The sequence below is a fragment of the Bacillus thuringiensis genome (assembly GCF_001182785.1).
GTDB lineage: Bacteria > Bacillota > Bacilli > Bacillales > Bacillaceae_G > Bacillus_A > Bacillus_A thuringiensis_S.
The window spans coordinates 3,714,003-3,725,979 of record NZ_CP012099.1; the positions used below are offsets into that span (position 1 = coordinate 3,714,003).

The following is an 11,977-nucleotide window of genomic DNA, read 5'->3' on the forward strand; positions in this document are numbered from 1 at the left end:
CTCCTAATCTAATTTTTCGATAGCTTCAACAACTTGTTTCATTTCTTCATTCACATGCTCTTCTTCGCTGATTAGCTGTTTTAGCTTTGCAACAAGTCGCTGTCGCTCTTGAAACTTTTGAAGTAATACTAATTTATCTTCATATTCTTCAAGCATCGCTTCAGTCCGTTTAATGTTATCATACACGGCTTGGCGACTTACATCAAATTCTTCCGCAATTTCACCAAGAGATAAATCATCTAGATAATAAAGCGACATATAACTTCTTTGTTTTTGCGTTAACAACGATTGATAAAAATCAAATAAATAGTTCATTCTCGTTGTTTTTTCGAGCATGTTGGATCATCCTTTGTTAAGTGATTTCCCTTTACATGAATTAGTTTACATGGAGTACAAAAGAGTGTCAAGTTTTTTTCTTAACATCATATATTTTTATAGAAAAAGAAGCGGAAATACCGCTTCTTTCGCTTATACTTCTTCTGTTTCTACTAAGTTCGCAAATAAACCATACACATATTGTTCTGGATCAAACTGCTGCAAGTCATCCATTTGCTCTCCTAATCCAACAAACTTCACCGGTACATCCATTTCGTTACGAATCGCTAATACAATACCACCTTTAGCAGTTCCATCTAACTTCGTTAAAACAATACCAGTAACATTCGTCGCCTCGCGGAATGTTTTCGCTTGGCTTAAACCGTTTTGTCCTGTTGTTGCATCAATAACAAGCAATACTTCATGAGGAGCACCTGGTACTTCACGCTCAATTACGCGCTTCACCTTCTCTAACTCTTTCATTAAGTTGACTTTATTTTGCAAGCGTCCTGCTGTGTCACATAGTAATACGTCTACCTTACGTGCTTTCGCAGCTTGTACAGCGTCATACATAACCGCCGCTGGATCAGAGCCAGATCCTTGTTTAATTACTTCTACACCAACGCGATCGCCCCATACTTCTAATTGTTCAATCGCTCCAGCACGGAATGTGTCTCCTGCCGCTAATAGGACAGACTTACCTTCTGATTTAAACTTATGTGCCAGTTTACCAATTGTCGTCGTTTTTCCTACACCGTTAACACCAACAAATAAAACAACCGTTAATTGGTCCTCTTGCATATTAATTTCGTTACTAAAATCGCTGTCGCCTTTGTAAATCCCTACTAACTTTTCTGAAATAACAGCTTGTACTTCTTTTGGATCTTGAATGTTACGGCGTTGCACTTCTTCTTTCAATTGATCAATTAATTCCATTACCGTCGCAACTCCGACATCTGCACCGATTAAGATTTCTTCTAGCTCTTCGAAGAAATCTTCATCCACTTTACGGTAACGATACACTAAATCATTCACTTTATCCGCAAATGAATTTCTCGTTTTTTCTAATCCTTGTTTAAATTTCTCAGTAACTGTATCCGTTTGTTTTGAAATTTTTTCTTTTAGTTTTTTAAAAAAACTCATACTTTCCCGTCCTTTCTATTCACTTGTAATAAGTTCTTCCCCGTCATCTAAACGAACCGAAACAAGTTTAGATACCCCTGATTCTTGCATTGTTACACCGTACAACACATCAGACTCTTCCATTGTACCTTTTCTATGTGTAATTACAATAAACTGCGTCTCATCACTGAATTTCTTTAAATACTGTGCAAAACGAGCTACATTCGCCTCATCAAGGGCCGCCTCTACCTCATCTAGTACACAGAACGGTACTGGGCGCACTTTTAAAATACCAAATAAAAGCGCAATTGCCGTTAAAGCACGCTCTCCACCTGAAAGTAAACCTAAGTTCTGCAATTTCTTCCCTGGCGGTTGCGCTACAATATCAATACCCGTATTTAGTAAATCCTCTGGATTGGTCATTACTAAATCCGCTCTACCGCCTCCAAATAATTCAGAGAATACCGATTGAAACTCCATTCGAATGCCTTCAAACGTAGTAGAAAAGCGTTTTTTCATTTCTTCATCCATTTCGGTAATAAGCTGGTGCAATGTCGTTTTCGCTTCTTCTAGGTCGTCTCTCTGCTCTAGTAAGAATGTATGACGCTCCGCTACACGTTCATATTCATCAATTGCCCCTAGGTTCACTGTACCTAACTCTTCTATGGATAATTTAATTAATTTTACTTTCTTACGTGCATCTTCTGCAGGCATTGTCATTGTATATTTTAGTTTTGCTGCTTCAAATGAAATCGTATATGTTTCACGCAAATGTTGTAATCTATTTTCCAACTCGACATCAAGTCGGTTTATTTTCACTTCTTGATCTTTCAACATTTCAAGAATATATTTATGTTTACCTGTCGTTTCTTTCAAATCGCGTTCTAAATGTTCTACTCTCTCTTGCAACGATATACGTTGTTCACGACGAGAGCGAATTAACTCTGAAGTTTGATTACGATCATACGCTTTCTTCTCAATCATATTCGTAATTTGCTCTTCACCACTTGAATTAGATGTCATTTCTTGTTTTAAGAACGCTAAATCCTCTTTCGTTTTTACAAGCGTCGCATCCGTTTCTTCTTTTTCCTTCGTCAATCGTTCAACTTTTTCTTTTTGATTAGATAAGCGTTGTTGCTTTTCAGCTGCCAGTACTTTTAACTCAGTCATTTCTTTTTGAACTTTTTCTTTCGAAGAATGTTGCTCACTTTTTTGTTTTGTTAAAGCTACAATTTTACTATCTAACTCAGTGATATCAGCTTGAAGATTCGTTAAAATCCCTTCTAACTCCTCTTTACGCCCTTGTATTTTTACTCGATCTTGTAAAAACCCTTCAATCTCTAAATCATAAATAGATAAGCGGTCATTAATACGATGTTCTTCTAATTCTAAACGATTAATCTCTTCTCTTAATTTCTGCTCATCTACACGCTCTGCTTCTACAGTTTGCCTTAGTTCGCGTATTTTCACTTCTTTTTCTTGAATCTCTTGTTTTACTGCTTTAACAAAGTTTTCTAACTTCGTTGTTTTTTCTTCCATATCAGTTAACTTGCGAGTCCACTCTTCTAGTTCACGTTGGCGTCCTAATAAAGAAGATTTCGCTTGTTTTACCGCCCCACCAGTCATAGAACCGCCAGGATTCACTACGTCACCATCGATTGTTACAATGCGATAACGGTATTGCAGTTGTTTCGCTAACTCATTTGCTCCGCGTAAATCTTTCGCAACAATAACAGTTCCTAATAAATTTGAAACTACATTTTCATATTTATTGTTGTACTGCACAAGTTCTGCCGCCACACCTACAAACGATGGGTGTTGATTTACAATACGTAATTGCTCAAATGATAACGATCTGCTTTTAATAACAGCTTGCGGTAAAAACGTTGCACGTCCATGTTTATTTTGCTTTAAAAATGCAATCGCATTACGAGCATGTTCCTCTGTTTGTACAACAATATGCTGCATTGCTGCACCTAGAGCGATTTCCATTGCAACTTCATATTCTTTCGGTACCGTTAACAGTTCCGCAACAGCACCCTCGATACCTTGCAACCTATTTTCTCTAGCTTTCAATACTTCACGTACACCTTGATAGAAGCCAGAATAATCTTCTTGCATCTCTTCAAGCATTTCTTTTCGAGAACGTGCCTGTTGCACAAATTGATATGCTTGATACAGTTTTGTTTCATTTTCACTATACTGCGTCTTACATTTCCCAAGCGCCGCCTCTGTCTTCTGTATGTTCGAGATAATGCCAGCTACTTTTTCTTTCACTTGTTCGTAACTTTCTACAAGTTTCGTCTTTTTCGCTGTAATTTCCATACGCATTTCTACATATTTCGCATTTTCTTCATCCAGACGCTCGTTTTTAGACGTTTGCTGTTTAGATTGTTCTTCGATCATAGATAATTCATTACGATGACTAGCTTGTTGATTTAAAAGTTCAATATAGTCACCTTTTAAATTCTCAATCTGTTCCTCTAAATTGTCAGCAAAAGTAGCAAGCAATTGCTCATTATCATGCAATTTTTGCTCCAACTCTTTTACTTCATTCACAAATTGCATTAAAGCTTCTGTACTTGACTCAATTTCACCATCATAACTTTTAGCTTTCTCTGTCAATTCAACAATTAACTGCTCAAGTTGCGCACAATGCGTCGTAGCATTTTGCTTTCTCTCTTTTAGCAACTCACGCTGCCCTTCTAGTTTTTCTAGCTCTTTACTAGAAAGAAGAAGTACTTCTTGTAACGAGTCTACAGACTCATCTACGGCTTGTAATTGTCCTCGTAATTCCTCAAGCTCTTCTTCACTTTTTTGTAAATTCGTTGACATTTTAACTTCTTCGTTTTTATTATGCCCAAACTGATTTCGAAGCGCTTCCCATTTCTCATGCAATTCTTCAATTTCATGGACAATAAGCGCCGCTTCTACTTTCTCTAATTCTTCTTTATTCTCGAGATAATCTTTCGCAATAGAAGCTTGTCTTTCTAAAGGTTCTACTTGACTACTTAATTCATGAATTATATCTTGTACACGATTTAAGTTTTCTTGTGTTTCTGCTAATTTCCCTTCAGCTTTCTTTTTGCGAAGTTTGTATTTCAGTACACCTGCCGCTTCTTCAAATACACCTCGACGCTCTTCTGACTTACTACTTAAAATCTCTTCCACTTTCCCCTGGCTAATAATTGAAAAAGCTTCTCTTCCCATACCAGAGTCCATAAATAAATCGATAATATCTTTCAATCTACATGATTGTTTATTAATATAAAAATCACTATCACCTGAACGAGATACACGACGTGTTACACACACCTCATTGTATTCAATTGGTAACCGTTGATCTTCATTATTTAAAGTTAATGTTACTTCAGCAACATTAACTGCTCTCCTCGTATCACTACCTGCAAAAATAATATCCTCCATCTTTGCACCACGTAATGATTTTGCAGATTGTTCACCAAGTACCCAGCGAATTGCATCAGTAATATTACTTTTCCCGCTTCCATTAGGTCCTACTACAGAAGTTACACCTGGGACAAAATCAACAGATACACGCTCAGCAAAAGACTTAAACCCTGCTATTTCTAATCTTTTTAAAAACACGAAAGGCCTTCCTCCTATTCTCCGTCGTTATAAATGTTCTCTATACAAAAACAAGCTATTATACGGATTTACTTTCTTTTTATTTACAAAAAAAAGAAAGTTTCATTCTATGCATAAGGAATCCCCCTCATTCAAAGGGGGATTCCTTATAGTTGTTCTTTTAATTTTTTTAATGCTTCTGCAGCAGCTTGTTGCTCTGCTTCTTTTTTCGACTTACCACTACCAAGACCTAAAGCTACGTTATTTAACGTAACACGTGACACAAATTCTCGATTGTGAGCTGGTCCTTTTTCTTGCAAAATTTGATACTCAACATTACCACTACCATCACGCTGAATCAATTCTTGTAACTGACTCTTATAATCCATCACATGAGAAAAAGCACCTTCATTAATTTTCGGATATACAATTTCTTTTAAGAATTCCCAAACTGTTTCTAGCCCTTGATCAAGATAAAGGGCACCAATAAACGCTTCAAAGACATCCGCTAATAAAGCTGGTCGTTCACGTCCACCTGTCATTTCTTCACCTTTTCCTAATAAAACTAGGCTACCAAATGACAATTCGTTCGCAAAACGAACAAGAGATGGCTCACATACAATAGCTGCACGTAGTTTTGTTAACTCTCCTTCGCTCATTGTCGGATATTTTTGAAACAGATACTGCGATACAGTTAGTTCCAATACTGCATCTCCAAGGAATTCAAGACGCTCATTATCTTCATGCGGTTTTTTTCGATGCTCATTCACATACGATGAATGCGTAAATGCTTGAATCAATAATTTTTCATCAGTAAACGTAATACCTATCTTTTCTTGAAATACTTTAAATGCTTCACGATATTTTGTTTCGTATTTTTTTTCTCTATGTTTTCGGTACGGCATAGGTCCCTCCAGATATAAGCCGAGAAGCCCCGCTAAAAAACGGGACTTCACTTAAGCATTATAGATGACTCTCTATGTAAGTCACAGCATCGCCAACAGTAGCAATCTTTTCAGCATCTTCATCAGAAATTTCCATTTCGAATTCATCTTCCAATTGCATTACAAGTTCTACTACATCTAGGGAGTCTGCGCCTAAATCTTCTTTAAAGCTCGCAGCTGGTACTACTTCAGTTTCTTCTACACCTAAACGATCAACGATGATTTTTGTTACACGCTCTAAAACATCTGCCATTCCATTCACCTCCCCTCAAATATTATATTAAATATTGTCCAAAAAAACTAGTTGAAATCGATTCTTTTATTACATTACCATTCCGCCATCAACATTTAGCGTTTGTCCTGTAATATATTTGCTTTGATCAGAAGCGAAAAATGTTACAGTATTTGCGATATCTTGTGCTTCACCAAACTGAGCTGCAGGAATTAACTTTAACATTTCAGCTTTTATATTTTCATCTAATACATCCGTCATATCAGTCGCAATAAACCCTGGAGCAATTGCATTCACTGTAATATTTCGGCTCGCTAATTCTTTCGCTGATGTTTTTGTTAATCCAATTACACCAGCTTTAGCAGCTACATAATTCGCTTGTCCTGGGTTTCCTGTTACTCCGACAACAGAAGCGATATTAACAATACGTCCATGACGTTGACGCATCATATAACGAGATACTGCCTTCGTACATAAGAATACACCTTTTAAGTTTGTATTAATAACTGTATCCCATTCTTCTTCTTTCATACGCATTAATAAATTATCTTTTGTTACACCAGCATTATTTACAAGAATATCAACTTGTCCAAATGTATCTACTGTTTGTTTCACCATATTTGTAACATCATCAGCATTTGCAACGTCTGCTCTTACTGCAATTGCATCCGAACCTAATTTCTTAATTTCATCAACTACTTCATTTGCCTTTTGTTCATTACCAGCATAATTTACTACTACATTTGCCCCTTGTTTCGCTAAATCGATCGCAATCGCGCGACCAATTCCACGTGAAGCGCCAGTTACTAATGCTACCTTCCCTTTTAACATCAGTTTTCTCCTCTCAAATTTGAAATGGTATCTTTTAATGTCTCTTCATCGTATATCGCATATGCTTTCACTGATGAATCAATTGACTTCATAAGTCCAGCAAGTACTTTTCCAGGTCCAATTTCAATAAATGTATCTACTCCCTGCTTCACCATACATTCAATAGACGGGTACCATAATACAGGCGAATAAAGCTGTTCGATTAACTTTTCTTGAATGTCTGCACCACTTGTAATAACATCCGCCGTAACATTTGCAATAACAGGAATATTCGTGTCATGAATTGTAATTTCATTTAAAACACTTTGGAACTTCTCAGCTGCCGGCTTCATAAGTGACGAATGGAATGGCCCACTTACTTTTAGTGGAATTGCTCTCTTTGCACCATTTTCTTTCGCTCTTTGAGAAGCAATCTCTACTCCTTGCTTCGTTCCAGAAATCACAAGTTGCTTCGTACTATTCATATTAGCGATTTGCACTGCATATCCTTCACTTGTTACTTCTTCTGTAACTTGTTTCAGCATATGTGGATCAGCACCTAATATAGCCGCCATTGCACCTTCCCCGCCTGGAACAGCTTCTTCCATATATTCCCCGCGTTTCCTTACAGCATATACAGCATCTTCAAAAGTTAATGCACCCGCCGCTACAAGAGCGCTATATTCACCTAAACTATGACCAGCGACAAAGTCAGGTGTAATGTCATACTCTTTTAAAGCTGTCAAAACAGCAAAACTCGTTGTTAATAATGCAGGCTGCGCATTTGTTGTTAATGTAAGCTTTTCCTGCGGCCCTTCAAAAATCACTTCCGAAAGTGAATCTTGCAACACCTCATCTGCTTTTGCAAACACTTTTGCAACCTCTTTATTATTCTCTGCTAATTGTTTACCCATTCCAACTGCCTGTGAACCTTGGCCCGGAAAAAGAAATGCTATTTTTCCCATTTCAAATCCTCCTCTTATTGGAGTGGCTCTTTCTCCATTACGTTTGAAATCGTAGGAATTACTTCTTTCGCTACCATTTCTCTCGTTTGACGAATCGCACTAAATATCGACTGGTCATTAGAAGAACCGTGAGCCTTAATGACAGGTGCTTTCAATCCAAATAATGCAGCTCCCCCATACTCCGAATAATCCATTTTATCTTTTAATACCATAAGTTTTGGCTTTAATACTGCCGCTGCTAATTTACTCGTAAACGAACTCATTAGTTGTTCTTTCAACATAGAGAATAGCGCAAGTGCTGTTCCCTCTAATGATTTCAACGCTACATTCCCTGTAAAACCATCACATACAACAACATCTGCTACACCTTGCAATAAATCTCTTGATTCAACGTTCCCAACGAAATTAATTGGCGCATCCTTAAGCATTGCAAATACTTGCTTTGAAAGCTCGTTTCCTTTTCCATCCTCTGTTCCAACGTTTAATAGTCCAACGCGAGGATTTTCAATTCCTCTTACCTTCTCAGCGTAAACAGATCCCATTACTGCATATTGATATAAATGAATTGGTTTTGCATCAACATTTGCTCCAACATCTAACATAACAAAACCTTTTCCATCAACAGTTGGCATTGTAGGTGATAAAGCTGGTCGTTCAATTCCTTCCATACGACCGACAACAAATAATCCAGCTGCCATTAAAGCTCCTGTACTACCTGCGGATATACAAGCGTCTGCTTCTCCATCCTTTACTTGCTGTGCCGCAAGTACCATTGAAGCTTGTTTTTTTCGACGAACCGCTCTTACTGGTTCCTCCGTCGATTCTATTTTTTCGTCTGTATGAAGAATAGTAATTCGTTCATCACTCGTTAAGTATTGACGAATTTCCTCTTCTTTCCCTACTAACGTAATATGTAAATCAGAATATTCCTTAATAGCTTTCATTGCCCCTAATACTACAGCCTTTGGAGCGTGATCTCCACCCATTGCATCTATTGCGATTTTCATAAGTTGTTACCTTCCTCACTATAATTACTAGATCGATACATTTCAAAAGTGCCTGTAAAAACAAGTTCTTCTCCAACGAAGCTACGCACTTTGACAACCGTCCGTCCCTTATCATTCTCTACATCTTCAACGCGCGCTTTTGCAACAACACGCTCTCCTAATTTTACAGGGCGAATGTAGCGAATGGTAGACTTTGCAGTTAAAGCTAATTCTTCATCAATAACCGCAACAGCTAGTGAGTTTGCTTGCGCAAACAGATGATGCCCACGGGCAATTTGATTTCTTTTAAATACATGTTCTACCTTCACTTCAAAGATAGAGATTGCATGTCTATCTAATTCAATGTCAATAATTTCTCCAACAACCTCTTCTAGCGGTAAAGATTTTACATCTTCTTCATGTTGCTTTGTAGCTACATGTTTAATTCTCTCTCTTAATTCAGGAATAGACAATTCCATACGATCAAGTCGTACTGTTTGTATACTCACTTGAAATTTTTCCGCTAAATCTTCATCCGTAATAAAAGGATTTGATTCGATTGTTTGTTGTAATAACTCTTGTCTTTCTTTTTTACTTCTTCTTTTTTTCATACCGCACCATCCATTTTTATGACTAGGTACTAACAGTAGTATATAATCATTAAAAGTAGAATGCAACAAAAATTTTTGTTGACTCCCTTTAATCGAGCTTCTCTCCTTGGAACACACCTGTCCCATCAAGATACATACGCAAGGCAGCGTACTGATCATTGTGCCAAAACGCTTCTGAATCTACTAGTATCGCCGCATCTTGCCTTGCTGTTTCTAACGCTCGATAATCGTGTACCATGTCAGCAACCTTAAATTCTGGTAAGCCACTTTGCTTACTCCCAAAGAAATCTCCAGGACCTCGTAATTCTAAATCTTTTTCTGACAATACAAATCCATCATTTGTTTCAGTCATTATGCGCATTCTTTCTTTTCCTGTTTCCGATTTAGGGTCTGCTATTAATAAACAATATGATTGTTCACTACCACGCCCGACACGTCCTCTAAGCTGATGAAGCTGCGATAAACCGAAACGTTCTGCATCATAAATAACCATCACAGTCGCATTCGGTACGTTCACACCCACCTCAACAACTGTTGTCGATACAAGAATTTGCACTTTATTTTCACTAAACTGTCCCATTATCTCTTCTTTTTCCTGAGACGATAATCTCCCATGCATCAATCCAACTTGGCATTTCCCTTGGTAATGATGCGTCAACATACTATGTAAGTCGATAGCATTTTGCACATCAAGTTTCTCAGATTCTTCAATTAGAGGACAAATAACGTATGCCTGTCTTCCTTTTTTTATTTCCTTCTCAACAAAACCGAGGACGCGATCTAACATATCATGCTTTGCCCAGTATGTTTCAATCACCTTTCTACCTGCTGGCATCTCATCGATTATCGAAACATCCATCTCTCCAAACGCAGTAATTGCTAGCGTACGCGGAATTGGTGTCGCTGTCATAAATAATACATCTGGACTTTCACCTTTCTCCCGTAAAACTCGGCGCTGCGCTACACCAAATCGATGCTGTTCATCTGTAATAACGAGACCCAACCTATGAAATATAACTTCATCTTGAATTAAAGCGTGCGTTCCAACAAGAATATCTATTTCTCCTTGTTCTAACTTCGCTAAAATTTCTCGGCGTCTCGCACCTTTAACAGAACTTGTTAGCAGTTCCACTTTCATACCAAAATGCGAAAACGTTTCAGCAAGCGATTGATAATGTTGCTCAGCTAAAATTTCTGTAGGAACCATTAAAGCACCTTGATAATGAGCTAATTTCGATGCATAAAGGCCAATCGCAGCAACAACTGTTTTCCCAGAACCAACGTCACCTTGTAATAGTCGGTTCATCCGATAAGGAGATGTCATATCTTTTAAAATTTCATCTACAACTCGGCGCTGCGCACCAGTTAACGGGAACGGCAATGCATCGATAAATTCTTGTAATTCTACTGACGGAATCTCTTTCTTAGTCCCTTTTGAATTTTCCCTCTCCATTTTCCTCAGTGTTTGCATTTTCAGCTGAAATAAGAAAAATTCCTCATATACAAAACGGCGACGCGCTTGCTTTAAATCCTCCTGTCCTACCGGAAAATGCAAAGCCTTAAGTGCTTCATATCTTGGTAATAATTTATACCGGCCTAACAAACCATCCGGTAACACTTCGACTATAGAATCTCCATATTCCTTTAACGCTTGAGCAATAAAACGACGCATCTGTTTTACTGTAAGTTTCCCCTTTACTGAGTAAACAGGCTCCACTTCTTGTTGACGTACAACTGGCCCAAAATGAAGTTCTGATACAGCAATTGTTTGACGATGTTGATCCCATTTACCAGTAATCGTTACCGTTTCATCTAACGTTAATTTTTGCTTATAGTAAGGCCTATTAAAACATACCGCCGTAATTAAATAACGACCGACGAGAACACGAACTGTTAGACGCGATTTCTTCTTACCATAATATTGCAGCAAAGGAGCACTATGAACCTTCCCTTCAACCGTTACACGTTCATCATGCTTTACTTCAGCAAGATCTTTCATCGCATAATCTTCATAACGGTACGGAAAATGTTCTAATAGATGAGAAACTGTATAAATCCCCATCTCATGTAGTAACTCAGATGTTTCTCCTCCGATCCCCTTTACATCCGTAACAGGAACTTGTAAAACATCATTCAAGATTCTCACACCCCGTCACATTATTTTCTTTATTGCATTCTATTTGAGTACCAATTAGCATCTGTAATCGCTCTCTTTCACCTTATATATTCTATCATAGGCATTCTAAGAGAAACTACTCAAATCCCTTATATAAAACAAGTAAAAAAGAGCCTCACTATTAGCAGCAAGGCTCTTTTCTCTCTTCAATATGCTAGCCTTTTGAATAAAAACTAGTAATAAACTTCATATTACTACTTCTTATCCATTAGCAAGTAAGTAATCCATTTA

The 11,977-nt window shown here is 37.6% G+C and carries 10 protein-coding genes; all 10 read right to left on the reverse strand.

Annotation, left to right across the window (positions count from 1 at the left end):
• Nucleotides 1–3: 3 nt before the first annotated feature.
• Nucleotides 4–336 (reverse strand): putative DNA-binding protein, encoded by a 333-nt coding sequence (locus tag AC241_RS18970; RefSeq protein WP_000891061.1) that lies wholly within the window; start codon nt 334–336, stop codon nt 4–6.
• 132 nt (nt 337–468) lie between these two features.
• Nucleotides 469–1,458, reverse strand: a complete 990-nt coding sequence (gene ftsY, locus AC241_RS18975; protein ID WP_000007655.1) for a signal recognition particle-docking protein FtsY — start codon at nt 1,456–1,458, stop codon at nt 469–471.
• A 15-nt stretch (nt 1,459–1,473) separates the two neighbouring features.
• The gene (gene smc, locus AC241_RS18980) at nt 1,474–5,043 is read right to left on the reverse strand and encodes a chromosome segregation protein SMC (protein WP_050844452.1); all 3,570 of its coding nucleotides are present in this window, start codon (nt 5,041–5,043) and stop codon (nt 1,474–1,476) included.
• 146 nt (nt 5,044–5,189) lie between these two features.
• Complete coding sequence (gene rncS / locus AC241_RS18985; protein ID WP_016080522.1) at nt 5,190–5,927, reverse strand: ribonuclease III; 738 nt, start codon at nt 5,925–5,927, stop codon at nt 5,190–5,192.
• A 58-nt stretch (nt 5,928–5,985) separates the two neighbouring features.
• Nucleotides 5,986–6,219, reverse strand: a complete 234-nt coding sequence (acpP, locus tag AC241_RS18990) for an acyl carrier protein (RefSeq protein ID WP_000786062.1) — start codon at nt 6,217–6,219, stop codon at nt 5,986–5,988.
• Between the two features lie 69 nt (nt 6,220–6,288).
• On the reverse strand, nt 6,289–7,029 hold the full coding sequence (gene fabG / locus AC241_RS18995; protein WP_016080521.1) for a 3-oxoacyl-[acyl-carrier-protein] reductase: 741 nt from the start codon (nt 7,027–7,029) through the stop codon (nt 6,289–6,291).
• Nucleotides 7,029–7,973: an ACP S-malonyltransferase gene (fabD, locus tag AC241_RS19000; RefSeq protein WP_043937877.1), complete on the reverse strand. Its 945-nt coding sequence runs from the start codon at nt 7,971–7,973 to the stop codon at nt 7,029–7,031. The genes fabG and fabD overlap by 1 nt, the downstream gene beginning before the upstream one ends.
• 14 nt (nt 7,974–7,987) lie before the next feature.
• A complete protein-coding gene (plsX, locus tag AC241_RS19005; RefSeq protein WP_016080519.1) occupies nt 7,988–8,980 on the reverse strand; it encodes a phosphate acyltransferase PlsX in 993 nt (330 codons plus the stop codon).
• Complete coding sequence (gene fapR / locus AC241_RS19010) at nt 8,977–9,570, reverse strand: transcription factor FapR (RefSeq protein WP_000747349.1); 594 nt, start codon at nt 9,568–9,570, stop codon at nt 8,977–8,979. The genes plsX and fapR overlap by 4 nt, the downstream gene beginning before the upstream one ends.
• Before the next feature lie 88 nt (nt 9,571–9,658).
• On the reverse strand, nt 9,659–11,707 hold the full coding sequence (gene recG, locus AC241_RS19015; RefSeq protein WP_050844453.1) for an ATP-dependent DNA helicase RecG: 2,049 nt from the start codon (nt 11,705–11,707) through the stop codon (nt 9,659–9,661).
• Nucleotides 11,708–11,977: the final 270 nt, after the last annotated feature.

Coding starts and splice junctions, on each gene's coding strand:
- AC241_RS18970 (WP_000891061.1), bottom strand. CDS start 336: ATGCTCGAAAAAACAACGAGAATGAACTATTTATTTGATTTTTATCAA.
- ftsY (WP_000007655.1), bottom strand. CDS start 1,458: ATGAGTTTTTTTAAAAAACTAAAAGAAAAAATTTCAAAACAAACGGAT.
- rncS (WP_016080522.1), bottom strand. CDS start 5,927: ATGCCGTACCGAAAACATAGAGAAAAAAAATACGAAACAAAATATCGT.
- acpP (WP_000786062.1), bottom strand. CDS start 6,219: ATGGCAGATGTTTTAGAGCGTGTAACAAAAATCATCGTTGATCGTTTA.
- fabG (WP_016080521.1), bottom strand. CDS start 7,029: ATGTTAAAAGGGAAGGTAGCATTAGTAACTGGCGCTTCACGTGGAATT.
- fabD (WP_043937877.1), bottom strand. CDS start 7,973: ATGGGAAAAATAGCATTTCTTTTTCCGGGCCAAGGTTCACAGGCAGTT.
- plsX (WP_016080519.1), bottom strand. CDS start 8,980: ATGAAAATCGCAATAGATGCAATGGGTGGAGATCACGCTCCAAAGGCT.
- fapR (WP_000747349.1), bottom strand. CDS start 9,570: ATGAAAAAAAGAAGAAGTAAAAAAGAAAGACAAGAGTTATTACAACAA.